The 26,430-nt window shown below is 56.9% G+C and carries 19 protein-coding genes; 13 read left to right on the forward strand and 6 right to left on the reverse strand.

The genetic code is table 11. The features are described 5' to 3' along the window. Nucleotides 1–127: 127 nt before the first annotated feature. Both GNX18_RS04750 and GNX18_RS04755 read left to right on the forward strand, forming a co-directional pair. On the forward strand, nucleotides 128–1,159 hold the full coding sequence (locus GNX18_RS04750) for a D-cysteine desulfhydrase family protein (RefSeq protein WP_166215706.1): 1,032 nt from the start codon (nucleotides 128–130) through the stop codon (nucleotides 1,157–1,159). Nucleotides 1,160–1,443: 284 nt separating this feature from the next. Continuing rightward, entirely contained in the window at nucleotides 1,444–3,102 is a 1,659-nt protein-coding gene (locus tag GNX18_RS04755) for a sodium:alanine symporter family protein (RefSeq protein ID WP_166215709.1), read from the forward strand. A 63-nt stretch (nucleotides 3,103–3,165) separates the two neighbouring features. Here GNX18_RS04755 and GNX18_RS04760 read toward each other — a convergent pair whose 3' ends face one another. Beyond that, nucleotides 3,166–4,500 (reverse strand): glutamine synthetase family protein, encoded by a 1,335-nt coding sequence (locus tag GNX18_RS04760; RefSeq protein WP_138236260.1) that lies wholly within the window; start codon nucleotides 4,498–4,500, stop codon nucleotides 3,166–3,168. 252 nt (nucleotides 4,501–4,752) lie between these two features. Between GNX18_RS04760 and GNX18_RS04765 the strand changes: the two genes are divergently transcribed. The 5 genes from GNX18_RS04765 (at nucleotide 4,753) to cysB (ending at nucleotide 11,544) form a co-directional block, all read left to right on the forward strand. After that, nucleotides 4,753–6,060 (forward strand): FAD-binding oxidoreductase, encoded by a 1,308-nt coding sequence (locus GNX18_RS04765; protein WP_166215711.1) that lies wholly within the window; start codon nucleotides 4,753–4,755, stop codon nucleotides 6,058–6,060. Between the two features lie 122 nt (nucleotides 6,061–6,182). Then, the gene (locus tag GNX18_RS04770; protein ID WP_166215714.1) at nucleotides 6,183–8,555 is read left to right on the forward strand and encodes a TonB-dependent receptor; all 2,373 of its coding nucleotides are present in this window, start codon (nucleotides 6,183–6,185) and stop codon (nucleotides 8,553–8,555) included. 128 nt (nucleotides 8,556–8,683) lie between these two features. Then, nucleotides 8,684–9,364, forward strand: coding sequence for a TetR/AcrR family transcriptional regulator (locus GNX18_RS04775; protein ID WP_138236263.1), 681 nt, complete (start codon nucleotides 8,684–8,686; stop codon nucleotides 9,362–9,364). Between the two features lie 13 nt (nucleotides 9,365–9,377). Continuing rightward, nucleotides 9,378–10,295, forward strand: a complete 918-nt coding sequence (locus GNX18_RS04780) for a 5'-nucleotidase (RefSeq protein WP_166215717.1) — start codon at nucleotides 9,378–9,380, stop codon at nucleotides 10,293–10,295. A gap of 274 nt (nucleotides 10,296–10,569) precedes the next feature. Beyond that, a complete protein-coding gene (gene cysB / locus GNX18_RS04785; protein ID WP_138236265.1) occupies nucleotides 10,570–11,544 on the forward strand; it encodes an HTH-type transcriptional regulator CysB in 975 nt (324 codons plus the stop codon). 81 nt (nucleotides 11,545–11,625) lie between these two features. Here the strand turns inward: cysB and GNX18_RS04790 are convergent, their stop codons facing one another. From GNX18_RS04790 to GNX18_RS04800, 3 genes are all read right to left on the reverse strand, one after another. Then, nucleotides 11,626–11,898, reverse strand: coding sequence for a hypothetical protein (locus GNX18_RS04790; protein WP_138236266.1), 273 nt, complete (start codon nucleotides 11,896–11,898; stop codon nucleotides 11,626–11,628). 136 nt (nucleotides 11,899–12,034) lie between these two features. Then, a complete protein-coding gene (pabB, locus tag GNX18_RS04795) occupies nucleotides 12,035–13,366 on the reverse strand; it encodes an aminodeoxychorismate synthase component I (protein ID WP_240914239.1) in 1,332 nt (443 codons plus the stop codon). A 143-nt stretch (nucleotides 13,367–13,509) separates the two neighbouring features. Beyond that, nucleotides 13,510–14,388 (reverse strand): pyruvate, water dikinase regulatory protein, encoded by an 879-nt coding sequence (locus GNX18_RS04800; protein WP_240914240.1) that lies wholly within the window; start codon nucleotides 14,386–14,388, stop codon nucleotides 13,510–13,512. A 227-nt stretch (nucleotides 14,389–14,615) separates the two neighbouring features. Between GNX18_RS04800 and ppsA the strand changes: the two genes are divergently transcribed. Next, nucleotides 14,616–16,982: a phosphoenolpyruvate synthase gene (ppsA, locus tag GNX18_RS04805; protein WP_166215720.1), complete on the forward strand. Its 2,367-nt coding sequence runs from the start codon at nucleotides 14,616–14,618 to the stop codon at nucleotides 16,980–16,982. A gap of 550 nt (nucleotides 16,983–17,532) precedes the next feature. Beyond that, complete coding sequence (locus tag GNX18_RS04810; RefSeq protein ID WP_240914242.1) at nucleotides 17,533–18,078, forward strand: L,D-transpeptidase family protein; 546 nt, start codon at nucleotides 17,533–17,535, stop codon at nucleotides 18,076–18,078. 7 nt (nucleotides 18,079–18,085) lie between these two features. Here the strand turns inward: GNX18_RS04810 and GNX18_RS04815 are convergent, their stop codons facing one another. Beyond that, nucleotides 18,086–18,286: a hypothetical protein gene (locus GNX18_RS04815; RefSeq protein WP_166215722.1), complete on the reverse strand. Its 201-nt coding sequence runs from the start codon at nucleotides 18,284–18,286 to the stop codon at nucleotides 18,086–18,088. 25 nt (nucleotides 18,287–18,311) lie between these two features. On the opposite strand from GNX18_RS04815, the gene rraA reads away from it, so the two are divergent. The 4 genes from rraA to GNX18_RS04835 all read left to right on the forward strand — a co-directional run bounded on the left by rraA (nucleotide 18,312) and on the right by GNX18_RS04835 (nucleotide 24,235). Further along, nucleotides 18,312–18,815, forward strand: coding sequence for a ribonuclease E activity regulator RraA (gene rraA / locus GNX18_RS04820; RefSeq protein WP_166215725.1), 504 nt, complete (start codon nucleotides 18,312–18,314; stop codon nucleotides 18,813–18,815). Continuing rightward, nucleotides 18,802–19,644, forward strand: a complete 843-nt coding sequence (locus GNX18_RS04825; RefSeq protein ID WP_342776616.1) for a DMT family transporter — start codon at nucleotides 18,802–18,804, stop codon at nucleotides 19,642–19,644. Before rraA ends, GNX18_RS04825 begins: the two co-directional genes overlap by 14 nt. Before the next feature lie 115 nt (nucleotides 19,645–19,759). Further along, on the forward strand, nucleotides 19,760–21,985 hold the full coding sequence (locus GNX18_RS04830) for an acyl-CoA dehydrogenase (RefSeq protein WP_205828067.1): 2,226 nt from the start codon (nucleotides 19,760–19,762) through the stop codon (nucleotides 21,983–21,985). A 15-nt stretch (nucleotides 21,986–22,000) separates the two neighbouring features. Then, on the forward strand, nucleotides 22,001–24,235 hold the full coding sequence (locus GNX18_RS04835; RefSeq protein ID WP_166215731.1) for an acetyl-CoA hydrolase/transferase C-terminal domain-containing protein: 2,235 nt from the start codon (nucleotides 22,001–22,003) through the stop codon (nucleotides 24,233–24,235). Between the two features lie 53 nt (nucleotides 24,236–24,288). On the opposite strand, the gene pta is transcribed toward GNX18_RS04835, so the two are convergent. Then, a complete protein-coding gene (gene pta, locus GNX18_RS04840) occupies nucleotides 24,289–26,427 on the reverse strand; it encodes a phosphate acetyltransferase (protein ID WP_166215734.1) in 2,139 nt (712 codons plus the stop codon). Nucleotides 26,428–26,430: the final 3 nt, after the last annotated feature.

Consider the following 26,430-nt stretch of genomic DNA (forward strand, 5'->3'; position numbering starts at 1 on the left):
TCCCGGTGCTGCTATCGAGCTGCAACCGCCAAAGCGAGACATGCGCGAACGCTAAAAACCCGGTTTTCCGCCGGGTTTTTTTGTGTTCAGAATATATATTTCGACTGACTGGCAGAGGAAGTAGAACTTGAGTATCCATTATCCGGCCCGTGAACGCCTGGCGAACCTGCCCACGCCATTGCAGCCTTTGCACAAGATTACGGAGCGATTCTCGAGCCCCTACGGTGGACCAAACATCTGGGTCAAAAGGGATGATCTGACCGAGAGCGCTATGTCCGGCAACAAGCTGCGGAAACTGGAATTCATCATTGCAGAGGCAAAAGCGCAGGGATGCAATACGCTGATTACCTGCGGCGGCGAGCAATCCAACCACTGCCGGGCGACGGCCCTGGCGGCAGCCCGTACCGGGCTCAAGTCCCATCTGATCCTTCGGCAAAATGCCGGTGGTGCAACGAGCGATACTCCCGATGGCAACCTGTTGGTGGATTACCTCGCCGGTGCCAAAGTGTCGCTTTACCCGTTAAAGGAATACGTAAATCAGTTGCCGCAACTCTTCGGTGAATGGGCAAGTTATTACCTTAAGAGGGGAGACCGCGCCCTTTGTATTCCCACCGGCGGCAGCGACGGCCTTGGAATCTGGGGCTATATCCTGGGCGCGGAAGAGCTGCTGGCGGATTGCCGGGATAATGGTTTCGAGCCTGATCGCCTGATTTGCGCCAGCGGCAGCGGTGGTACCCAGGCGGGATTGACACTCGGCTGCCAGATGCTGGGCGCACAAGCCCGTGTTACCGGTTATGCGGTGTGCGACAGCGAAGACTATTTTGTAAGCAAAATACGGGACGACATCAGACTATGGGCCGAAGCTTACTCTCAGGTATTTCCTTTTGATGCCGAGCAAATTCATGTGAGCGATAAGTACATTGGCCCGGGCTATGGTGTCGCCGGGGAGGAGATTTTTCAGACCATCTCACTTGTTGCGCAACTGGAAGGAATTTTGCTGGACCCGGTGTACACCGGTAAAGCGTTTTACGGCTTGCTGAAAGATATTGAACAGGGGCTGTATGCGGATTGCCGGCACGTTGTATTCGTCCATACCGGAGGGCACTTTGGCGTCTTCCCCCAACGCACTGGATTCAGCGCCGCTTGGGGGCAACAGTGAGTGTTGATAAATACTGACCAGATGTTTTGGGGTTATCGTCAACGCATAACAAGTTTTGCGACATAATTGTCGGTTTTAGCGAGAAATTTAGTGATTTGTTGAAATTTTGGCAGAAATAAGGACTATGCTGCTGTTGGTTGGCGGTTTACTGTTCTCGCGCGAGTGAAGCTGATAATCTGCCCGGCAATTGCTGGCGGCCGGCGTTTCATTAGGCGCGGTTTTGCCTATATTTTTGCCGTTTTGTTGATAAATCAATCAAGAATAATTAGGTAGTGGGGGTTGGTTTGGAATCATTCAATCAGTTGTTGTTAACCCTGGATGGCTTGTTGGGCTCTGCGGCCTGGTTTCCCTGGGTTCTTCTCGGAGTGGGTTTTTTCTTCACTCTCTACCTTGGCTTCCCTCAGATCCGCTACTTTGGCCACGCCATTAAGATTGTGCGCGGCAAGTATGACAAACCCAGCGACCCGGGCGATACCTCCCACTTCCAGGCGCTCGCCACTGCGCTTTCCGGTACTGTCGGTACGGGTAATATTGGCGGTGTTGGCCTCGCTATTTTTCTCGGTGGCCCGGCTGCTCTGTTCTGGATGTGGGTGACAGCATTTTTGGGGATGACGACCAAATTTGTCGAGGTAACACTTTCACATAAATACCGCATCAAAGCGGCAGATGGCTATTACGCCGGTGGTCCGATGTTTTACATGGAGCGCCGTTTGAATATGAAGTGGCTTGCGGTGATCTTTGCCATCGCTACGGTTATAAGCTCTTTTGGTACCGGCAGTCTCCCCCAGGTAAACAACATTGCTCAGGCCATGCATGACACCTTCGGCCTCAGCAAAATGTTGACCGGCGGCGTGTTGGCCATTCTGCTAGGCCTGGTAATTATTGGCGGTATTACCCGTATCGCCAAAGTCACATCCACGATTGTTCCAGTCATGGCGGTGCTGTATATCGTTGGCGCACTGGCGGTTATTCTCTACAACTATCAGAACATCATTCCTTCCTTCGCTGCGGTATTCTCCGGTGCATTCAATGGCAGCGCGGCGATGGGTGGATTCCTCGGTGCGAGTTTTGCCTACGCGTTCAACCGCGGCGTAAACCGCGGCCTTTTCTCTAATGAAGCTGGGCAGGGCTCCGCACCAATTGCGCACGCCGCGGCACGGGCGGACGAGCCTGTCTCTGAAGGCATGGTTTCCCTGTTGGAACCGTTCATCGACACTTTGATTATCTGTACGCTGACCGGTTTGGTCATCCTTTCTTCCGGTGTATGGACCGAGAAGTTCATGAACCGCTTCGAGCGCGCGGACATGATGGTTGTTGCCGGTACCTTCTCTGACAAGGAAGAGGAGGATGTCCAGCATCTGTTCGGGTTCCTGAGTGGGGAGAGCAGCGATGTCCGTCCGTATACCGGCACTATCGTGGTGGCGGATGGGCGGCCGTTGAACAGCAGCGAATTTACCGTTATTAACTCTCGCTCCGTGGCTGAAGATGTCGAATTCCGGGTGGGTGAAGACAATTTCTCCGGCGTACTGAATGTCACCAGTGGCAGCCTGGTAAATCCGAACGTGGAAGTTTGGGGGAACTCTCTGCTGCACTCTGTGGCGCTTACCAATCGGGCGTTTCAGCGGGGATTCTTTGGGGAGTACGGCAGTTATATCGTTACTCTGGGAATTCTGCTGTTTGCTTTCTCTACCGCCATTGCCTGGTCCTACTATGGCGACCGCTCAATGATTTACCTTTTCGGTCCAAAGGCGGTCATGCCTTACCGGCTGGTGTATGTCGTTGCTTTCTTCTGGGCAGCTATCGAAGACACCACAATTATCTGGAATCTGTCGGCGGTGGCGATTGTACTGATGACGCTTCCCAACCTGTTCGGGATTTCGGTACTGGCGCGAGAAATGAAAGAGACGGTGAAGGATTACTGGAAAGATCCCAGCCATAAGTAACGATGCAAGACTGAATTCAGTAAAAAACCCGGCATTGCCGGGTTTTTTACTTTAAGCCGGTATTTATACGTTGAGTAGCAGGTATTCACGCTCCCAAGAGCTGATCACACGGTTGAATTCCTCGTATTCATCGCGCTTGATCGCGGCCCAGGCGCGAACAAATTTTTCCCCGAACATTTCTTTGGCTTCCGGGCACTCTGCCAGCAGGTTCAGCGCGTGTTCCTGGGTGCGGGGCAGGGTGATCGGTTCGGAGGCGCAGCTACCCTGATAAGGTTCGCTCGGTTTGACCTTTTTCATCATGCCGAGATAGCCGCAGGCAAGGGATGCCGCAATCGCCAGATACGGGTTGCAGTCGGCGCCGGGGAAGCGGTTTTCCAGTCGTTTTGCCTGGGGTGCGCTGTCCGGTACGCGCAGGCCGGTGGTGCGGTTTTCATAACCCCAGTGCAGGCTGGTAGGTGCCGCCATTTCCGGAGTAAAGCGGCGGTACGAGTTCACATTGGGGGCAAAGAAGGTGATAAAGCCTGGTGTAAATTCCTGTGTGCCGCCGATAAAGTGCATGAACAGATCGGTTTCGTTGCCGTCATCGTCGACAAAGATGTTCTTGCCGGTTTTGATATCCAGAACACTCTGGTGAAGGTGCAGGGCGCTGCCGGGTTCGTCCTCCATTGGCTTGGCCATGAAGGTGGCGTAGATGCCGTGGCGCAGGGCGGTTTCACGCACGGTACGCTTGAAGGTAAACACTTGGTCTGCAAGGTTCAGGGGGTCTCCGTGCAGGAAGTTGATCTCCATTTGCGCGGTGCCGGATTCATGGATCAGGGTGTCCACATCCAGGCCCTGCGCCTCACAGAAATCGTACATGTCTTCGATAATCGCCTCATACTCATTGGCGGCGTCAATACTGTAGGACTGCCGGGTTTTTTCCGTGCGCCCGGAGCGGCCGACCGGGGCGGACAGCTTTTCATCCGGGTCCAGATTGCGTTTGACCAGGTAGAACTCAACTTCCGGTGCAACCACTGGCTGCCAACCCTGCTCGGCGTATTTGTCGAGCACGAATCTGAGAATATTACGGGTAGCGATAGGATGGCGTTTGCCATCGCGGGTGTAGCAGTCGTGAATGATCTGTGCAGTGGGCTCGTTGGCCCATGGGTTCAAGCGGATGGTACCGGGGTCAGGTTCCAGCAGCATGTCGGTATCTGCCGGATCTACCAGTTCATTGTGTTCGTCGACGTAATCGCCGGTCACGGTTTGTACCAGGATACTTTCCGGCAGGCGGCTGTCCTGGGTGAGAAATTTATCGGTGGGGGTAAATTTACCCCGCGCATTTCCGGACATGTCCGGCACCAGGCACTCGACCTCGGAAATTGAGTGTTCTGCGAGCCACTGGGTAATCTTGTCCATGTTGCACCTTGTAGATGAAAGGTCTTTCCCCTGAATGGGGTTCATTAGTATATAACCCGCCTCTGTGCCCCCGGCAGGTGCGGGGGAACCTCGGCACATGAAAACTGTGTGTTTTCGGGCAGGGCTTTGATTATGGCAAGAAACCGAATTATCATTCAATAAATTTCGAATAATGATTCGGTTTTGTTGCGGGGCTTTTTGTAAAGTGCCGCTGTCACCGGATTGGACCAGTCAGTTTTCGGAGAATTATTCATGCCAGCCAGTGGAACTGTAACCAAACTGCTCGGCCACACAGACTCTTATTACGCCGCCAGCGCAAATGCAGCGCCTGAATTTGGTGCCCTGGAAGAGGTAACGGAAGCAGACGTGTGCATTATTGGTGCGGGGTACACCGGGCTCTCTTCCGCACTGCACCTGGCTGAACGAGGTTTCAAGGTGGTAGTGCTTGAAGCGGAGCGCATAGCCTGGGGGGCCTCCGGTCGCAACGGCGGGCACGTAGGGGTAGGGCAGCGCAAAGGCCAGGAAGAGCTGGAAAAAATGCTCGGCCTGGACACGGCGAAAATCCTGTGGGAAATGGGGCTGGAGGCCGTGCAATTGGTCGAGGACCTGATTCAGCGGCACCACATTCAATGCGACCTCAAGCGCGGCATCATGCATCTGGCGGCCAAGCCCAGTCACGATGCCTGGCTGAAGGAGGAGGTGGAACTACTGAATGAGCGCTATGGCTATGACAAGGTCCGCTATGCCGACCGCAGTGAAGTGCGCTCCCTAGTGGGCTCCGAACGTTTTTACAGTGGGCAGGTGGACAGCGGTTCCCTGCATCTGCATCCGCTCAATTATGCGCTGGGTCTGGCAGCAGCGGCAAAGAAGGCGGGAGTGCGTTTTTTTGAACACAGCCGCGTGACCAGCTATCGGGGAGGGAATCCCTGTGTGGTGAACACCGCGCGCGGCAGCGTACGTGCGCGCAATGTGATTCTGGCTTGCAATGGTTATCTTGGAGAGCTCGAGCCGAGAATGGCTGGTCGTATCATGCCCATCAATAACTTTGTGCTTGCCACTGAACCGCTTCCGCAAGAGTTGGCGCGGGAATTGATAGCCAATGACTACGCGCTTCAGGACACCTTGTTTGTCATTAACTACTGGAAACTCTCCGGCGACAACCGGCTGATTTTTGGCGGGGGAGAGAATTATACCTCCCGGTTCCCGCAAGACATTCGCGCCTTCGTGCGCCGATATATGCTGGAGACTTACCCGCAGTTGGCGGATACCCGCGTCGATTTCGGCTGGGGCGGCACCCTCGCCATCACCCTGAACCGAATGCCCAGCATCGGCCGTCTGGAACCGAACGTTTACTACAGCCAGGGGTATTCCGGACACGGTGTTCCGACCGCGACGTTCGCAGGAAAGGTACTCGCAGAAGTGCTTGCCGGCACCGAGGAAAGATTTGATATATTGGCGCGAATTCCAACGCCTAGTTTTCCCGGTGGAACACTGTTGCGTTGGCCTGGGCTGGTAGCGGGGATGCTTTATTACAGCTTGAAGGACAAGCTGGGCCGATGAAATGAAAATTGAATGTTTGTTCGGTTTGTGGGATAACAGGCTGTCAGCTCAATTACCGGGGCCGTCCTGAGTGGTAATGAATGGGCAGAAACCCGAACAAAAATAACCCACGGGGAGTAACGATGACGCAATCAGACCAGCCGCTTGCCACCAAAAAGCACCTCTTGGCTTTCACCATTGGTGCCGTCGTATTTACCATTTCCAGCGGCGCCAGCGCCGCGCCGGAAATCGAGGAAGTGACCGTTACCGCGCAGATGCGCGCGGAGTCGCTCAAAGATGTGCCCATGTCGGTCAGTGCCTTTTCCGGTGAGACCATCAAGAATGCCAACCTCAGCGATTTTAAAGACCTGTTTGCCATCACTCCCGGTATTTCTGGCGATACCACAGATTCTTTCTTCGACACCGTCTCTGTGCGCGGGGTAAACAACAACAGTTTTGGTACCGGCAGCGATCCGGCCTTGGGTGTATTCCTCAACGGTGTGTATCAGAGCCGCACCGGCGCCACCCCGACCATGTTCGACCTGGACCGTGTAGAGATTGTAAAGGGACCGCAGGGCACCCTGTTTGGGCGCAATACCGCGTCTGGCGCCATCGCCATGACCTCCCGTAAACCCGGCGAGGTGTTCGGTGGTGAGGTCTCGGTAAACGCGGGTCAGTACGGTCGCCGGAACTTTGAAGGCGCGGTGGATATGCCGGTGAGCGAAGACTTTGCCGTGCGTATTTCCGGCATCCACCAGGAGGAAGAGGGGCATGTAAAAAACCTCGCCGGTGGCCGCAACCTGGGTGCAAGCGAGGCTGATGCCATGCGTTTTACCGGTGTCTATGATGGCATCAAGGACACCACTATTACCCTGTTGACCCAGTACGAAGACCGTATCAGCGACGGCACCATCTACCGGGCACTGGGCACCGAAGGGGATTACGACGAGGTCTATAACGACCAGCGGGGCACGGATCAGGCCGAAATCGGCGATGCGATTCTCACCATCGAGCACCAGATGGGCGATGTTACGTTTAGCTCCATCACCGGATACAAGACCCACAACTACACCTATGTGGAAGATTTCGATGGTACGGCGCAGTCCATCGACACCTTTGTGCGCGATCAATCCGGCGAGTTCTTCAGCCAGGAGTTCCGCCTGACCTCCAACAACTCCGGTCCCTTCAACTGGGTGCTGGGGGCAAGCTACTACCAGGAAGATCTGGATGCGTACTTTGCTGGCGTCGACTCGGAAGACTTCATCTGTGCCGGTGCCATGGAAGTGGACTACGAGCTCGACGTAAACGCCTCCATGACCTGTGAAGAGCTGGCGCTGGCATTTCCTGATGAGATGGATGATGCCTTCTGGACCGGCGGCGATGCCTGGGAATACGCGCCCACTGCCGGCATGGCAATCCCGGGCGGGGTCATGGTAACGGACGGTATGTCCGTGGAAGAAGCCTACACCCGCGGCGAATTCAGTGGCTGGGGGGTGTTCGCCAATACCACCTTTGACTTGACCGAGGCCACCAGCCTTGGCCTCGGTGTGCGCTATACCGAAGATCAGAAAAAATACACGGTGGATTCCCCGTGGCCGGATACCTGGACTGCGGGCTGGAACTACCAGGCCATGTTTACCGATGGCCCGATCACCGGTGACAAGACCTGGAGCAACGTTTCCGGTCGCGCCACGCTGAATCACGATTTATCCGACGCGGTTACCGGCTACGCCAGTGTGGCCACCGGCTATAAGTCCGGGGGATTCGATTACCTGACCTACCACATTACCGATCCGGCCTTTGCCGACGACCAGGATGCCTGGCTGGAAGAGTATGAGTGGACCGTCGACAGCGCTACTGGCGAGCCCAACAGCTTTGATGAAGAACAGGTGCTGTCTTACGAGCTGGGCGTTAAGGCGCGCCTGCTCGATAATCGCCTGCACGTCAATGCCGCTGCCTTCCAGTACACCTATGACGACCTGCAGCAGGCCTTCTTTATTGGGGCCGCTGCGGTGACCCGCAACGTGGGTGAGAGTGAAGGGCAGGGACTTGAGATAGATGCCCGCTGGCTGATTTCCGACAACCTCGACCTCTACATGGACCTGGCCTGGCTCGATACCGAGTTCACCGGTGCTCCGGAAGAGTTGTGCGAGGACTGTGACGGCAATCAGATGGCGTTCTCCCCCGAATTTTCCTCCGCAACTGTACTGACTTACACCACGGATGTCGGCTTCGGCACCCTGGCCCTGTCCGGTGAGTACACCTACACCAGTGAGCAGTATGCCGATCTTGAAAACAACGAGGAAGTGAAGCTGGCGAGCCGCGGCCTTGTGAACCTGCGGGCATCGCTCACCGCCCCCAGTGAAAATTGGACAGCTGGTGTCTACGTGGAAAACCTGACTGCTGAGGAGTATTACCACTGGGGCTACGCCGCTGCAGATTACAACCTGCCGGCCACCCAGACGGATCCGTCTCGCGGTCGCGTCGCGGGAGTCAGCCTGGACTACCGGTTCTGATCGCGGCGCATCTTTCTCCTTTTCATCTCACAGGATGAGCATAAAAGCCGGCACCCATTGCCGGCTTTTCTGTTAATTACGCCCGTCATTTGTGTTAAAAATGCCACTTCGGTAGAAAGGATCACGAAGTGTCGACCGCAGAACAGAATCGCCGCAGAAATCAGTTGTCGCCGCGACGGGAGCCAGTACAGGCCCGCGCCCGCGAGCGCGCCCGTCAGATACTGGATACCACCGGTCGCCTGCTGGAGCAGGTCGGCCTGAACGACCTCACCACCATTTTGATCGCCAAGGAGCTGGGCGTCTCAGTTGGTTCCGTGTATCACTACTTCCCCAACAAGCACGCCATTCTCTATGCCATGGGCGAGCAGTGGTTGGCGAGTCTTACCGAGCGCCTGGACGACCTGGCGGCGAAGGAGTTGGAAACACTGGAGCTGCGGCCCTTTCTTGACGACTTGTTGAATCGCTGGTTGTCGGTCTACCGCGAGCAGCGGGGGCTACTGCCTTTGGTACAGGCCATGTGGGGAATCCCAGAACTGCACGAACTCGACGAGCGGCATGATGAGCTGGTCATCAACCATCTGGTGGGCATGTTCCGACGCCTCGGTTTCCGCTGTCCGCCCAACGAGACTAATCGTCTCGCCCGCGCCACACTGGAAACCTGTCACGCCATGATGCTGGTGATCGTCAACCAGCAGGGCACCCGTGCCAAGCGCACCCACGAAGACCTGCTGAATATGCTGATGGTGCTGCTGGAGCCGCACCGCGACGAAGAGAAGCCCGCCGGGCTCGACGATGTGGAGGCGCCCTGAGCGCGGATCGACGATGAGCAGCACACAGCAGACCCCCAGAGGCAACAAACTCACCATCGCGATTTCCTCCCGCGCCTTGTTCGATCTGAGGGAAAGCCACCAGATTTACGAAGAGCAGGGCGTGGAGGCGTTCTCCTCATACCAAATCGAGCGGGAAAACGACGTGCTGCCAAAGGGTGAGGCGTTCTCGTTGGTCGAGAAATTCCTGCAGATCAACGAACGGCTCGAGGGTGAGCCGCGGGTGGAAGTCATTCTGCTGTCGCGCAACAGCGCCGATACCGGTCTGCGGGTGTTCAACTCTATCGAGCATTATGGACTGCAGATTAGCCGCGCCGCCTTCTGCAATGGCGGTAGTCCCTACCGCTATATTGCGCCCTTTGGCTGTCACCTGTTTCTGTCCACCGACGGCGGCGATGTGCGCCGGGCGTTGGAACAGGGCGTGGCTGCAGCTACGCTGATCCCCGGTGGTGCTCGTCAGCGGGGAGACGATACCCTGCGATTTGCGTTTGATGGCGACGCGGTGATTTTCTCGGACGAGGCGGAGCAAATCTTCAAGCGCGAAGGTCTTGCCGCCTTTACTTCCGCCGAGCGCGCATCCGCGCGACAGCCCCTGCAGGGAGGGCCATTCAAAGGATTCCTTGAAGCATTGCAGCATTTGCAGGCGGAGTTCCATGCGGAAAGCTGCCCGATCCGCACGGCGCTGGTCACCGCACGTTCGGCGCCGGCGCACGAGCGGGTGATCCGCACCCTGCGGGCATGGAATATCCGTATTGACGAATCCATTTTCCTGGGCGGACTGCCAAAGGGCGAGTTCCTGCGGGCGTTCGGCGCCGATGTATTTTTCGACGATCAGCCCAATCACTGCGCCTCCGCTGCAGCCCACGTTGCTACCGGCCATGTGCCCCACGGCATTGCTAACCTGGAGCTTTAGAGGCCCGTGTGCGCGGCGGTTTTTGCCAGGCTTTTTCGGAAAATTTTTCCGCCATATCATCTGATTCCGCGTGTAGATCCGCCAATTTGGTCACTTTTGGTAACCTTTTTCTCGTTTTTTCTGCCTCTGGAAACCGTGCTATTGGCTCGTCAGCAGATTCACTGCTATTCTTTTCCCGCATAAACTCACTTAGTTTTTATAACCAATAACTGGCGTAAAATTGAGCACTGCCGATTGTTGGCAGGTTTGCGCCCGTAGTAGACAGGGAGAGACTATGAAGCTGCAGCAGTTGCGTTATATCTGGGAAGTGGCACACCACGATCTCAATGTTTCTGCCACGGCACAGAGTCTGTTTACCTCGCAGCCAGGTATCAGTAAGCAGATCCGCCTACTGGAAGATGAATTAGGGGTAGAGATTTTTGCCCGCAGCGGCAAACACCTGACGCGGGTAACTCCGGCGGGAGAGGCCATTCTCAAGACCGCCGGCGAGATCATGCGCAAGGTGGAAAACATCAAGCAGGTGGCGCAGGAGTTCAGCAATGACAAACGCGGCAGCCTCGCTATTGCCACCACCCACACCCAGGCCCGCTACGCATTGCCACCAGTCATCAAAGCGTTTATTGCGCGGTATCCGGAGGTGTCCCTGCATATGCATCAGGGGACACCGATGCAGATCTCCGAGATGGCCGCAGACGGCACCGCCGACTTTGCCATTGCTACCGAAGCGCTGGAGCTGTTCAGCGACCTGGTGATGATGCCGGTCTATCGGTGGAACCGCTGCATCCTGGTGCCCAAGGGCCATGAGCTGTGTCAGCTTTCCAAGCTGACCCTTGAAGATGTGGCTAAATTTCCCATTGTCACTTACGTATTTGGTTTTACCGGGCGCTCCAAACTCGACGAAGCCTTTCTGGAAAAAGGGCTTTCACCCAAGGTGGTTTTTACCGCGGCGGATGCGGATGTCATCAAGACCTATGTGCGCCTGGGGCTCGGCATTGGAATCGTCGCGGATATGGCGGCGGTGGAAGACGAGGACAGCGACCTGGTGGCTCTGGATGCGAGTGAGTTGTTCGAGTCCAGTATCACCAAGATTGGGTTTCGCAAGGGTATTTTCCTGCGTGGCTTCATGTATGAATTCATTCAGCAGTTCGCACCGCACCTCACTCGTGAACTGGTGGATGAGGCCGCACAGGCATCTTCTCGCGCAGAGGTGGACGAGCTGTTTTCCCATCTCGAATTGCCGGTATATTGAGCTGACGCTTCGCGCGCCCAAACAAAAAGCCCGGTTGTTGAAACCGGGCTTTTTGTTTTGGGCAGGCAGATATTGCCGCTGTCAGCGATTCAGCACTTCTTTAACGAACTTGAAGTACACGGTGTACACCTCCGGTTCCTTGCCTTCCTCTTCGACCACAAAGAACGGGGCGCGCTGCACATTCAGGCGCTGAGCCAACTGCATACCCGGGCTCTGTGGGTCGCGCTCGTCGGCAATCAGGACCTCGTCCAGAAATTTTTCCTGATCGTTTTCCTTGAGCCGCTGTTCCACATCGTTGCACTTGGCGCAAAGGGAGCCATCGGCGAGAATTTTTTTGACCAGTGTAATGTGCATGTGAAACGGCCTTATGGTTCACGGCCCGACGCCGATCGTGCGGCCCATCGGGCTGGAATGTGGTTAGGATTGGCGCGGAATCTAGCAGAGTCGAAATCCCCATGGAAATACCGAAGGGCGATAGATTTATAACCGATCAGAGGTAGTGGCTTTCCAGTGTTTCCAGTAGCAGGCGCACCTTGTCGAGACACTCGCGGTGCTCTGCTGCCGGATTGGAATCGGCAATAATACCGCCGCCTGCCGCACAACTGATCTGGCCGTTGCTGGCGGTGAGGGTGCGAATAGCGATACTGGTATCCGCACGGCCACTGCTGCTGATGTAGCCGATGCTGCCGCAGTAAACACCGCGGGGACTCCGTTCCAGCTCATGGATGACTTCCATTGCGCGTCGCTTGGGCGCGCCGGTGATCGAACCACCGGGAAAGCCGGCGGCCAGCACTTGGGTAAATTCGGTATCTTCCGGTAGTTGCCCGGTAATTGTGCTCACCAAATGATGCACATTGGCGAAGCTCTGTAATTCGAACAGTGTCGGTACCCGCACACTGCCTCGCGTACAAACCTTGCCAAAATCATTGCGCAGCAGATCGACAATCATCAGATTCTCCGCGCGGTCTTTGCGGCTTGCCGCCAGTGCGCTGGCAAGCTCGCGGTCGCGAGAAGGATCGGCGCTGCGCGGTGCGGTGCCCTTGATTGGCTCCGTCTGCAGGTAGCGACCGTCGGCGAGGATGAAGCGCTCCGGTGACAGGCTGAGAATCTCCCCCTGTGGCAGTGACAGGAACGCGGAAAACGGGCCGGCAGCCAGCTTGCGCAGGGTCAGGTAGGCCGTAAGCGCGCTGCCTTCGAAGGCGGCATTGAAGCGCTGGGTGAAATTGGCCTGGTAGATATCACCGGCGCTGATGTAATCCAGAATACGCGCGATCCGCGCGCGGTATTCTTCCGGGGTGAACTCGTGCGTGAACCCCGTAATTAACCTGAATGCTTCCGTGCGCGGTGCTGTGTTCCAGTTGATGGCGTTGAAGCGCGCGCGCAGATCCCGTATCTGGATCGCCGTGCAGGCCGGATGGAAAACCAGGTGGCTGACCTGCAGCTGATGATCGACGATCAGCGCCCAGGTGTAGAGGCCGAAGAACCCCGCAGGTAGTGGCGTCGACCGGGTATCGGCAGTGAGAAAGTTGCCGGTGGTCCCGAGCTCATATCCGGCATAGCCGATGGCGCCGCCGCAGAAGGGCAGTTGCTGATCTACTTCCTGGGGGGCAAGTTCGCACAGCAGATCGTCAAGCGCTTGGAAGGGGGCGGAGTCCGTAGCGGAGAGTTCCAGTCCACACACCGGGTCGGCGCTGAGGATGTCAAAACGGCCACTGCGGGAAGTGGGGTGGCCTGAGTCCAACCACACCGGGCAGGGCAAATCTGCGAGCGCCGCAAATGCGGCCTCGGTATTGAGCGAGTAGGGCAGGGAAACAATTTGCAAAACGTCAACCAAGGGTTCGGGCGGGTTATCCGCTCAGACTGATACTCAAACGGGCTCTGACGGCGCTGGCGAGCCGGCCTTGTGGGCGGCGCTACTTTACTCTAAAACGATGCCAGTCCGGTAATCGCACGAATATAGAGAATCTAGCCGATTCTGCGCTCAATCCCTGCCTGGGACATCAGTCGGGTGGCCAGCTCTTCTACAGACAGCTCGGTGGCATCGAGATATGGTACCTGCGCCCGGCGCAACATTTGCTCTACCTGGCGGACTTCAAACTCACATTGTTCCGGGGAGGCGTAACGGCTGTTGGCGCGGCGCTCCTGGCGGATACTGACCAGACGACGCGGGTCTATGGTGAGGCCGAACAGCTTGCGCTGAAATGGGCGCAGGATTTTCGGCAGAGAGGTGGAATCCATGTCCTCCTCGGTGATCGGATAATTCGCGGCGCGCAGGCCAAATTGCAGAGCGAGATAAAGACAGGTTGGCGTTTTTCCCGAGCGGGAGACACCGACGAGAATGATATCGGCACTTTCAAACTCGCGGGTGCGACGGCCGTCGTCGTTATCCATGGCAAAGTGCACGGCGTCTATTCGCGCGGTGTAGCGGCGATTGTCGGCGATGCCGTGGGAAATGCCGACGGTGCGGGCGGGATCGGTGCCGAACAGGGTCGCCAGCGGCGCCAGGTAGCTCTCAAACACATCCAGCATCAGTGCGGAGCTCTGGTGCAACTGTTTGCGTATCTGGTCGGATACGATACTGGTGATAATGATGGGCTGCAGGCCCGACTCGCGCGCCGCGTTCTCAATACGCTGTAATACCTGATTGACCCTGGCCTCCGAATCCACATAAGGGACTGTGACCTGTTCTACCTGTTGGTCGCGGAACTGTGCCAGCAGGCTGTGACCGATGCCCTCTACTGTAAGGCCAGTACCATCGGAAATGAAAAACGCGGTACGTTTTCTGGCGCTCGATACGGAGTCCCCCAGCTTTGATGGATGCACGCTGTGCTGCTTGCCGCTCATTGTTGATGGTCTCCACTGACTTTTCAGCCATGGTATACCAGCGGCGCGATAAATTCGTGTGCAGATTTTTACGCCCTTCTCATTGATCCAGGAACGCCGGCCAGAAAAATTCTTGTAGAAAAATTACAACAGGAAACAGCCATTTTTCGCGTTAATCACGGGGTATTATTTACAAAACCCTTCCTTATAATCGGCGGCCTGAACACGCAGTTGCAGAGGGCAATCCATTGAGCAGTTACACTCTCGAATTCGCGAAGCTGGGCATGGCGGATGTCGACAAGGTCGGCGGCAAAAACGCATCACTGGGTGAAATGATTTCTTCGCTCTCCGGCGCGGGCGTCAGCGTTCCGGGTGGTTTTGCCACTACCGCTGACGCTTTTCGTGAGTTTCTCGCCGGTGCCAAGCTGGATACCCGGATTGCCGAGCGACTTAAAGGTCTGGATGTAGGTGATGTCACGGCGCTGGCGGCAGCGGGAGAGGAGATCCGCAACTGGTTGCTGGATGCGCCGTTCCCCGCGCAACTCGAAGCGGAGATCCGCGCAGGTTATGACACCCTCGGTGGCGGCGAAACGGCGGTGGCCGTGCGCTCCTCGGCGACTGCGGAAGACCTGCCGGATGCATCTTTCGCCGGTCAGCAGGAGACCTTCCTGAACATCCGCGGTATCGACGCGGTGCTGCAGGCAGTAAAAGAAGTGTTTGCCTCCCTGTATAACGATCGCGCTATCGCTTACCGGGTGCACACCGGCTACGCAGATGTTGGTGTTGCGCTGTCTGCGGGCATTCAGCACATGGTACGCAGTGAAACCGGTGCTTCCGGAGTCATGTTCACCCTGGATACCGAGAGCGGATTCCGCGATGTGATCTTCATTACCGCCGCCTACGGCCTCGGTGAAACCGTGGTACAGGGTGCGGTAAACCCGGACGAGTTCTACCTTTACAAGCCTGCCCTGGAAGCCGGCCGACCGGCTATTCTGCGCCGCAACCGCGGCAGCAAGGCGATCAAGATGGTCTACGATGCGAGCGGCGAATGTGGACGCTCGGTCAAAACCGTGCCGGTCTCCGAGCAGGACCGCCTGCGCTTCGCGCTGAGCGATGCAGAACTTACCGATCTCGCCAACCAGGCGCGCAAAATCGAGGCCCACTATCAGCGTCCGATGGACATTGAATGGGCCAAGGACGGTGACAGCGGCAAGCTCTTTATCGTCCAGGCGCGCCCGGAGACTGTGCGCTCCCGGGATACCGGTACCAGCATTGAGCGCTACAAACTGCAGGAGCGCGGCGACATCCTGTGTGAAGGGCGCGCTATTGGCCAGCGTATTGGCGCCGGCCCCGTGCGGGTGCTGGAATCTGTAGAAGACATGGCAAAAATGCAGGATGGCGACGTTCTGGTTACCGACATGACCGATCCCGACTGGGAGCCGGTATTGAAGAAAGCCAGTGCCATCGTCACCAACCGCGGCGGTCGCACCTGTCACGCCGCGATCATTGCCCGTGAACTGGGGATTCCGGCGGTCGTAGGCTGTGGTGATGCTACGGACAAGCTGACGACTGGTACCCCGGTCACCGTCACCTGCGCGGAGGGTGACACCGGATTTGTGATGTCCGGTCAGTTGGACTTCGAGCGTTCTCTCACCGAAGTGAGTGACATGCCGGAGCTGCCGTTCAAGATCATGCTCAATGTCGGCAATCCGGACCGCGCATTTGCGTTCAGCAATCTGCCGAATCAGGGCGTGGGGCTTGCGCGGCTTGAGTTCATCCTCAACCGCATGATCGGTATTCACCCCAAGGCCTTGCTTGAGCTGGACCGTCTGCCGGCAGATCTGCAACAGAATATCCGCAACCGCATCGGCGGATACGCCTCGCCGGAAGATTTTATTGTCGAGAAACTGGTGGAGGGCATTTCCACACTGGCTGCGGCCTTTGCACCAAACCGCACCATTGTGCGCCTGTCGGACTTCAAGTCCAATGAGTATGCGCACCTTGTGGGTGGTCAGATGTACGAGCCCAGTGAGGAAAACCCGATGCTGGGTTTTCGCGGCGCATCGCGCTACCGCTCAAAGGATTTCCGCGAATGCTTTGCGCTTGAGTGCCGCGCGCTGAAAAAAGTGCGCGACGAAATGGGGCTTACCAATGTGGAAATCATGGTGCCCTTCGTGCGCACTCCTGATGAGGCCCGTCAGGTTGTCGAGTTGTTGGAGGAGAACGGCCTGAAGCGGGGCGAGAATGGCCTCAAGCTCATCATGATGTGTGAGTTGCCATCCAATGCACTGCTGGCAGATGAGTTCCTGCAGTACTTCGACGGTTTCTCCATCGGTTCCAATGACCTGACCCAGTTGACCCTGGGGCTGGACCGGGATTCAGGGCTGGTAGCGGAGCTGTTCGATGAGCGCGATCCTGCAGTAAAAATGCTGCTGTCCCGCGCTATTCAGGCGTGTAAGAAAGCGGGCAAGTACGTGGGTATCTGCGGCCAGGGTCCGTCCGACCACAAGGATTTTGCCCAGTGGTTGATGGAAGAGGGCATCGACAGTGTTTCCCTGAATCCGGATACCGCGGTAGACACCTGGTTGTACCTGGCAAACAGCCAGAAGACCTGATACAGAAGCCCCGAACTCACCGATCGTCACTGACTCAGCCCCTGATTCAGCTTGACTCTGAAAAAAGCGACTTTTCCGGTCGCTTTTTTTTCATCCCCGCCTGAAACAATTTCCCACCGTTGCCCGCTTTTCAATAAAAGCATCTTTGCCGGCTGTTGGTTCATAACCTTGTGAACATTTTTCCTCCACACTAAGTCAATTGCCAATCCCCATAACAGGGGGTTCTGGGCATGTAAATCAGTCTAAGAGCATCGTACCCAGTCAATAGAATCGGAAAGGTTCCCGAAAAAAGTCCGGAATTCCCCGGATGATTTTCGGGAAACCTGACTTGCACTGCTGCACTGTGCACGCAGTTGAAACCTTCGATTGAAGTTCTGACGAGTTGAATCCTGATTGAGGTGCCACCATGCAAAGTAGTTCGAAATGCACATTGCAAAAGCTCCAGACTGAATGTCCCCCGGTCTCGTCACCTCCAGGCGCAGTGTTCGCTGCCCGCGGTGGTGGGCATACGATTGCGACATCTGTGGACTCCACGCAGGCTTGGTGGCGCATGCTGCTTATGTTCATGCTGTTGTTGGGAGCGCTTGTGGGCGGCTTGTGGGCGAACCCGGTCAATGCTCATGGCGGTGTCAATTGGTTCGACGATGCAGCGGCGATGAACTCTTCCGGTTCGCCCTCCATCAGAATCAATCTCTCGGAGCAGAAAGCCTACTTTTACAAAGGTTCGCGCCTGGTCGGCGTGTCGCTGATCTCTTCCGGCAAGCGCGGGTTCAGCACAAGCCCTGGTAATTTCCGCGTGCTGGCAAAGCGCCCCAACCACCGCTCCAGCATCTACGGCAGCTACGTCGATAGTTCCACCGGACGCGTGGTGAAAGCCGACGTAGATACGCGCAAGCATCGCCGCCCGCCCGGTACCCACTATCGCGGGGCGAAAATGAATCACTACATCCGGTTCAATGGTGGTATCGGTTTGCACGCCTCCGGCCATGTGCCGCGCTATCCGGCGTCCCACGGCTGCGTGCGTATGCCCCCGCACATGGCGAGCAAGTTTTACCAGTACGCCCGGGTGGGTATGCCGGTAAGAGTGAGCTATTGAGGTGATGTTACAGGGAGAAAATTCGCCGGTGCCCTGGCAAGAATGTCTGAATTGGTAAGCCAGCTTGCCGGCTCTTAAACCGCTTGCCCAGATAGAAGAGGGTGAGTTCTTCGCCGGGATTATCCATCAGGATAATTCCCGGCATTTTTATTTGTGCACTGCGCGGAACCGGGCTCGCCGCTAAGATGGGTTGGTCAATATTTTGCAACCCGTTATCCGGCAGGAGCCATTTTATGCAAGCCACAACAATTTCCACCCCTGATCTTTGCGACACATTTCCGGACATGGTCCGTGTGGTGGAACCGATGTTCATCAACTACGGCGGCAGAGAGCGGTTTGGCGGCCAGGTAGTGACTATCAAGTGCTTCGAAGATAACTCGTTGGTACGGGACCTGGTGGCGGAAGCGGGCACCGGCAAGGTACTGGTAGTGGACGCTGGTGGCTCCATGCGCCGCGCCTGTCTCGGCGATCTTCTGGCGGAGAAGGCTACCTTGAATGGATGGGAAGGTATCCTTATGTACGGCTGCATCCGCGATGTGGATGCCATTTCTGGACTAGAGTTAGGAGTACAGGCGCTCGGAAGCCACCCCATGAAGACCGACAAAAAAGGGGTCGGTGAACGCGATATCGCAGTGACTTTTGGCGGCGTCACCTTTAAACCTGGAGAGTATTTGTACGCTGATAATAACGGCGTGATAGTTTCTCCCCAACCTCTTATTCAAATTGGAAATATCTGAGACCGTTTTATTTGCGCTGGTCCTGCTGTCTGCCCTTGCCCACGCCGTGTGGAATGCCGTGGTAAAGCACAGCGGCGAAGGTTTCCTGCAGCTGGCGATGATTCGCAGTGTCGGCTTGCTGGTTGGCGCGGCCCTGGCGACGCAACTCCCATTGCCTGGAAAAAATGCGCTGGGCTTTCTGATCGGTGGGGCCTTCTTCCAGTATCTGTACTTCTTCCTGCTTTCCCGTTCGTATCAGGCACTGGATTACGGCACCGCCTATCCCATGGCGCGGGGCGTCACACCACTGATGGTAGCGATTGCCGCATTACTGTTCCTGGATGAATCGCTCGCACCGCTGCAGCTTACCGGCATATTGCTTGTGACCTGCGGCATCTTCGCGCTGATCATGAAGGAACTGAAAGTCAGCGGGCGCGGAATCTTTTACTCCCTTGGCACCGGTATCGCCATTACCGGGTACACGACACTCGGCGCCGCGGGGGTGCGCAGTGTCGCCAACCCACTCAGCTATGTGGCCTGGCTGGAAATTCTCTCCGGTGGCGGTGTCATCCTTGCCGTGTTGTTTACCCGTCCGATGAAAGGGCTGGCATTCGCCCGCGCGAATCTGCTGCGCAGCTCTCTGTCCGGCGTGCTCGCCACTGGCGGCTTCGGTATTGCGCTCTGGGCCACATCGATGATGCCCGTCGCCGCGGTGGCCGCTACCCGCGAAGTCAGCATCCTGTTTGCCTCCATCATTTCCGTGGTTTTGCTCAACGAGCGTTTCTCCACCCAGCGTCTGCTCGCCGCATTGATAATTTTCTGCGGTGTTGGCACTCTGGCATTCGCCTGATCGCAACCAGTGGCTGTTCATTGCCTATAGTTGCAGGCAAGTCTCTGTATCAATTTTTTGTGGCATCGCTGTATAGGCAGTGAATGTCGCTGTTTTCAGCTGACAAGGATAAGTGATGAGCAACCTGCGCCAGAAGTGGATCACCGCGCCGCTGTTAAAGTGGATCAAAAAAGTACTGCCGCCGATTTCCGATACCGAACGCGAGGCCATGGAGGCGGGGGAAGTGTGGTGGGATGCGCAACTGTTATCCGGAAAACCGGATTGGGATCAATTGCTGAATATGGGCCCCCCAGAGCTGACGGACGCGGAACAGGCGTTTCTGGACGGCCCGGTGGAAGAACTGTGCAAGATGGTCGACGACTGGAAAATTTCCTACGAAGATCACGACATTTCGCCAGAGATCTGGGAATTCCTCAAAAAGAACCGCTTCTTTGGCATCATCATTCCCGAAGAATTCGGTGGCCTCGGTTTTTCGCCCACCGCACACGCGCAGATCGTCACCAAAATTTCCACCCGTAGCACCAGCGTCGGCGTCACCGTGATGGTGCCGAACTCCCTCGGCCCTGGTGAACTGCTGATGGCACATGGTACCGAGGCACAGAAGAACCATTACCTGCCGCGACTCGCCGATGGCCGTGAGATTCCCTGTTTTGGTCTCACCAGTCCGGAAGCGGGGTCCGACGCCGCCTCCATGGTGGACAACGGTGTGGTCTGCTATCAGGAATACAAGGGCGAGAAAACCCTCGGTATGCGTGTGAACTGGCACAAGCGCTACATTACTCTTGGTCCGGTGGCGACGATTCTAGGGCTTGCTTTTAAACTCTATGACCCGGATCACATCCTCGGCGAGGAGGAGGATCTCGGTATTACTGTGGCTCTGGTACCCACCGACACACCCGGGGTGAAGATTGGCCAGCGTCACCTGCCGGCGCTGCAGGCGTTCATGAACGGACCCAATTGGGGTGAGGATGTATTCATCCCCATGGATTGGATCATAGGCGGGCAGGAGAATATCGGGCGAGGCTGGCACATGTTGATGAGTGCGCTTGCGGCTGGCCGCGGTATTTCACTGCCATCGCTCTCCACGGGTGGTGCGAAACTCGCAGCGCGTACAACCGGGGCCTATGCGCACATCCGCGAGCAATTTGGCATTCCCATCGGAAAGTTCGAGGGTGTCCAGCGCCGACTCGCAGAGATAGCCGCAATTGCCTATGTGCTGGACTCCGCGCACATGACAACAACCCGCGCGCTGGATCAGGGGCGCAAGCCGGCGGTAGTCTCGGCAATCATGAAGGCCCATGCCACCAATGGGCTGCGCCAGGCCATCAATGACGCCATGGATATCCACGCTGGGAAGGCCATTATGGACGGGCCGATGAACTATCTCGGTAATGTGTACCGCGCGGTACCAGTGGCGATTACGGTAGAAGGTGCCAATATTCTCACTCGCAGCCTGATGATCTTCGGGCAGGGCGCTATCCGCTGCCACCCATACCTGTTACAGGAAATGGAGGCGGCCACCAATGAAGACGAAGCTGAAGGCTTGAAGCAGCTGGATGCGCTGTTGCCGAAGCACGTGCTGTTCCAGTTCAAAACCTTCTGCCGGGCCGTTTTCCACGGCTGGACCGGCGGCCTGTTTGCCAGCAGCCCGCAAGGCGTTGGCAGCGCGGCTAAGTACTACCGCCAGATGAACCGTTATTCCGCAGTGCTGACGCTGGTGACTGAAATTTCCCTGATGGTGCTCGGTGGAGAATTGAAGCGCAAAGAGCTGATCTCCGCGCGGCTCGGGGACGTGCTCAGTGAACTTTACCTGATGAGTGCCACCCTCAAGCGTTTCAATGACGACGGCAGCCCCGCATCCGATCGCCCGCTGCTGGAATTCGCCATGCGCGCCGGTTTCCACAATATCGAGGTAAGTCTGATCGAGGTGTTCCACAACTTCCCGGTGCGTTTTGTAGGCCAGATAATGCAGTTCCTCACCATGCCCTGGGGCCACAGTATTCGCGCCGCTTCCGACCGCCAGGCGCGCGCCTGTGCCGATCTGATCATGAAGCCCGGTGATACCCGCGACCGTTTGACCCGCGGTGTATTTCTCGGCAATCCCGGCGACGGCATCGACATCGTCGAACAGGCCTTCATCAGCAGCCACCAGACTGAAAGTATTCGCAACAGGATGAGAAAAGGTGGACTGCGCGCACTGAATGACGATGCCATCGACGCTGCGCTGGAGGAAAAACTGATCAGTGAAGACGAGGCGAAGAAAATCCGCGCGACGGCTGCCGCCGTCAACAAAGCCATACAGGTGGATCACTACGAGTCGCTTTCCCCGGCTGGCAGATAAAGGTTGGAAGCATCCATGGCAAAACCGGAAACGTTCAATGCAGCCGAGATCTGTGTGGATGCGGTGCTGGAGAAGGTTGGAAAACGCATTGTATTGGGGCTGCCCCTCGGGCTTGGCAAGGCCAACCAGTTTGCCAATACCTTGTACGCGCGAGCGGAACAAGACCCGGAAATTGAACTTACTATCTATACCGCACTGACCCTTGAGCGCCCATCCGCGGACAATGAATTACATCGGCGTTTTGTGCAGCCATTGCTGGACCGGCTCTACGCGGACTATCAGGACCTGGCCTACAACCAGGCCCGTCGCAACGGACTGCTGCCGGCCAATGTGGAGGTGTGCGAATTTTTTCTGCAGCCCGGCAGCTTCCTGCATGTGAACTCCGTGCAGCAGAGTTACGTCAGCGCCAATTACACCCACGTGCCGCGGGACCTGCTTGATCGCGGCGTCAACGTGATCGCACAGATGATTTCGCCAGCTGCGGACGGCAGCGGCGATTACAGCCTAAGCAGCAATCCCGACCTGACGCTACCGGTACTTGAGCTGGCGCGGGAGCGCGGACACGGGCCGATTACGCTGGTGGGAGAAGTGAATCCGCGGCTGCCTTTTGTCGGTGGCGATGCGCGGGTTGCCGCCGACAGGTTCGACTTCCTGCTCGAGGGGGAAGCATTCACGAAGGAGCTTTTCGCTGCTCCCAACGCCCCGGTACGCCTGACCGATTATGCGCTTGCGTTTCATATTGCCGGCCTGGTACGCGACGGCGGTACCCTGCAGGTGGGAATCGGTACACTGGGCGATGCCATTTGTCACGTGCTGCGCCTGCGCCACTGCAACAATGCGGATTACCGGGATATTTTGCAGTCCCTGGATGTGGATACCGAGCGTGTCCTGTTCAAGCAGCCGCTGGAACTGAGCGATTTCCAGAAGGGCCTGTACGGTGCCAGTGAGATGGTGCCCGAAGGTTTCCTGCACCTGCGTCGCGCCGGAGTGCTGAAGCGAAAGGTGTTTTCCGATGCGACACTGCAGAAGCTGCTGAATGACGGTGTCATCAGCGATACCATTGACGAAAACACCCTGATTGCCCTGCGCGATGCCGGGCGTATCCAATGCCCGCTGACGGAGGCGGACACACGGTTCCTGCAGGCGGTAGGTATTGTCGATCCTCGTTATAGCTGGCGCGGTCACCGCTTTCTCGATGAGCATGGCGAGATCGAAGAGTGCGATCTGCACAGCAGCGCCGGGCGCAATAAACTCCTGGGCAGTTGCGCCGGTAAGCCACTGCCTGGCGGCACTTGGTTGCACGGTGGCTTTTATCTTGGCTCCACCGCTATGTACCGCGCATTGCGGGAAATGCCGGCACAGGAAATGGCCGGCATCAATATGACCGCCATTGATTACATCAATGAGCTGCAAAAAGACCGCGACCTCAAGATCGCCCAGCGTCAGCACGCGCGTTTCGTCAACTCCGCGATGATGGTCACCCTGAACGGCGCGGTGATTTCCGACGGGCTGGAAAATGGGCAGGTGGTCAGCGGTGTGGGCGGCCAGTATAACTTTGTTGCCCAGGCCCACGAATTACCCGGGGGCCGCTCGGTGATAGCTCTCGCCAGCACACGTCTGGCCGGTGGCCGCATACGCAGCAACATCATCTGGGAATATCCCCATTGCACCATTCCCCGACACCTGCGGGATATCGTTGTCACTGAGTACGGTGTTGCCAACCTGCGCGGAAAATCCGACCGCGACGTTATTGCTGCCATGCTGTGCATTGCCGATTCACGCTTCCAGCAGGAGCTGCTGGACAAAGCCAAAGCTGCCGGCAAAATAGAGGCGGACTACACCATTCCGGAAGTATTCCGTAACAACACACCAGAGCGCATACATGCGGTCTTCGCCCAAGGGCACCGCCTGCAGTTGCTGCCGTACTACCCCCTCGGTACCGACCTCACTTTGGAAGAAGCCCGGCTCGCGGTGGCGTTGAAGGCACTGAAAGAAGAGGGGCGCAAGCTCTGGGATCTGTGGCCAATAGTGCGCAAAGGGCGAAGCGTTTGCAAAAGCACTGCGCCGGAATACAAATTCGTACACGAATGTCTTGAGCGCATGGAATTTGAATACAGCGATACGTTTGAGCATCGTCTGGAGGCTTATCTGGTCGCAGGTTCGCTGGTGTTATTTCTTGAAAAAGACCGTCCTCTGGGGGAAGTCTGCCGTGCGCCAAATGCACGATCAGAGATATCAAAAGATTCCTGATACAAGGCTGCACCCGGCAACGACGCAGCCACAGCTATTCCTGCAACCTGCATTTATTCGAGCTGGCTGGCCTGAATCGCCGTTAACGCAATGGTGTAGATGATGTCATCCACCAGCGCCCCCCGCGATAGATCGTTCACTGGTTTGCGCATTCCCTGCAACATGGGGCCGATACTGATCAGGTCGGCGCTGCGCTGCACCGCCTTATAGGTGGTATTGCCGGTGTTGAGGTCGGGGAAGATGAACACGGTTGCGCGCCCGGCGACCGGGCTTCCCGGCGCTTTTTTCCTGGCCACATTTTCCATGATCGCGGCGTCGTACTGCAGTGGCCCGTCAATCACCAGGTCCGGGCGCTTTTTCTGGGCGAGCTTGGTGGCCTCGCGCACTTTATCCACGTCGCTGCCGCTACCCGAGGTGCCGGTGGAGTAGCTGATCATGGCCACTCTGGGTTCGATACCGAAAGCGCTGGCGGAGTCCGCGGACTGGATCGCGATGTCTGCAAGCTCTTCAGCGTTTGGGTCCGGGTTGATGGCGCAGTCGCCATAAACCAGTACCTGGTCCGGTAGCAACATAAAAAACACCGAAGACACCAGGCTTGCGCCAGGTGCGGTCTTGATCAATTGCAGCGCGGGACGGATGGTATTGGCGGTGGTGTGTACGGCGCCGGAGACCAGACCATCCACTTCACCCTCCGCCAGCATCATGGTGCCGAGCACCACATTGTCCTGCAGCTGCTCTTTAGCAACGATGTCTGTCAGCCCTTTGCTTTTGCGTAGTTTCACCATTGGCTCGACGTATTTGTTGCGCGCAGTTTTCGGGTCGATGATTTCTACTTTGTCGCTGAGGGTGAGGCCCTGCTGCTCGGCGACACGGTGGATTTCTTTTGGATCTCCCAGCAATACCGGCCGCGCGATGCCGCGTTCGGCACAGGCAAGTGCGGCCTTGACGGTGCGCGGCTCATCGCCCTCTGGCAGCACGATGCGCTTGTTGGCTCGGCGCGCGAGTTCGGTGAGATAAAAGCGGAAGGCCGGTGGCGAAAGCCGTTTGGGTCGATTGGAGTCCCGCCCAAGGGATTCCACCCAGTGGTTGTCCAGGTGTCCGGCAATGAAGTCTTGTACTTTTTCGATGCGCTCAAGGTCGTCGGTGGGGGTTTCCATGTTGAATGACTGCAATTGCAGTGCCGTCTGCCAGGTATTGGTATCGACCAGAATTACCGGCAGCCCGGTTTCCATGGCTGGTGCACAGAGTTTGCGCACCATCGGTTCAATGTTGTAGCCACCGGTCAGTAGCAGGCAGCCTATTTTAATGCCGTTCATGGCGGCTAGGCAGGCGGCGACGATGACATCCGGGCGATCGCCGGAGGAAACCAGCATTGATCCGGGCTCAAAGCGGTAAATCATATTGCCGAGCGAGCGGGAACAGAAGGTAACGCTGCGCAGGCGGCGTGTATCCAGTTCACCATAATTGACGATTTCCGCCTGAAAGTGATCCGCCAGATCCTTGGCCCGCGGCGCCACCAGATCCGCATTCCACGGAATACAGCCAATAATGGGCAGCGGACTTTTGCCAAACAACGAGAGAATTTCCAGGCTACCCTGGTGGACCTTTGGGCCTTCGAAAACCCCGGTGATATCCGCGCCCGGGGTATCCGGTACCTGCGAAGGCGCCCCTACCTTGTTGACGATACATCCTACCACTCGGCCCGACCGGCTTCCGCCAAACCTCCCCATGGCCATCTCAAGGCGATTCTTGAGCTGCTGTGGTGAGTCCAGATTGGGGCACACCACCAACACAATCTCCGCATCCAGCGTTTTCGCAATCTGAAGGTTCAGCTGATTGGCGAATTGGTTTTCGGAGTTGGGGACTAGTCCCTCGATGATCGCGACATCCGCTTGATTCGCGCTGTCGTTGAAGCGCGCAAGGACTTCTTCCAACAAATCCGAAAGGTCGCCGCGGCCGATAAGGGATTCCGCATGTTGCATCGAGAAAGAGTCGGGTACTTTCAGATTGGCGGCGGTGCGCAGTATCTCGTTACTGCGATCGCGGTTTTTCTCGTTTTTTACCGCTTCCGCGATGGGTTTGTAAAAACTGACGCTGACACCGTTACGTTCCAGCGCGCGCAGGATACCGAGACTGACGGAGGTAATACCGACACCGGCACTAATGGGAACCAGCATGATGGTGCGCGACATGGA

This window comes from Microbulbifer sp. SH-1 (genome assembly GCF_011326135.1).
Lineage (GTDB): Bacteria > Pseudomonadota > Gammaproteobacteria > Pseudomonadales > Cellvibrionaceae > Microbulbifer > Microbulbifer harenosus.

What these genes read in the sequence shown, in the direction of transcription:
- pta (WP_166215734.1), bottom strand. Translation starts at nt 26,427, where the DNA reads ATGTCGCGCACCATCATGCTGGTTCCCATTAGTGCCGGTGTCGGTATT.
- GNX18_RS04760 (WP_138236260.1), bottom strand. Translation starts at nt 4,500, where the DNA reads ATGGACAAGATTACCCAGTGGCTCGCAGAACACTCAATTTCCGAGGTC.
- GNX18_RS04810 (WP_240914242.1), top strand. Translation starts at nt 17,533, where the DNA reads ATGCTGCTTATGTTCATGCTGTTGTTGGGAGCGCTTGTGGGCGGCTTG.
- GNX18_RS04780 (WP_166215717.1), top strand. Translation starts at nt 9,378, where the DNA reads ATGAGCAGCACACAGCAGACCCCCAGAGGCAACAAACTCACCATCGCG.
- cysB (WP_138236265.1), top strand. Translation starts at nt 10,570, where the DNA reads ATGAAGCTGCAGCAGTTGCGTTATATCTGGGAAGTGGCACACCACGAT.
- GNX18_RS04770 (WP_166215714.1), top strand. Translation starts at nt 6,183, where the DNA reads ATGACGCAATCAGACCAGCCGCTTGCCACCAAAAAGCACCTCTTGGCT.
- GNX18_RS04765 (WP_166215711.1), top strand. Translation starts at nt 4,753, where the DNA reads ATGCCAGCCAGTGGAACTGTAACCAAACTGCTCGGCCACACAGACTCT.
- GNX18_RS04830 (WP_205828067.1), top strand. Translation starts at nt 19,760, where the DNA reads ATGAGCAACCTGCGCCAGAAGTGGATCACCGCGCCGCTGTTAAAGTGG.
- GNX18_RS04800 (WP_240914240.1), bottom strand. Translation starts at nt 14,388, where the DNA reads ATGAGCGGCAAGCAGCACAGCGTGCATCCATCAAAGCTGGGGGACTCC.
- GNX18_RS04790 (WP_138236266.1), bottom strand. Translation starts at nt 11,898, where the DNA reads ATGCACATTACACTGGTCAAAAAAATTCTCGCCGATGGCTCCCTTTGC.
- rraA (WP_166215725.1), top strand. Translation starts at nt 18,312, where the DNA reads ATGCAAGCCACAACAATTTCCACCCCTGATCTTTGCGACACATTTCCG.
- GNX18_RS04835 (WP_166215731.1), top strand. Translation starts at nt 22,001, where the DNA reads ATGGCAAAACCGGAAACGTTCAATGCAGCCGAGATCTGTGTGGATGCG.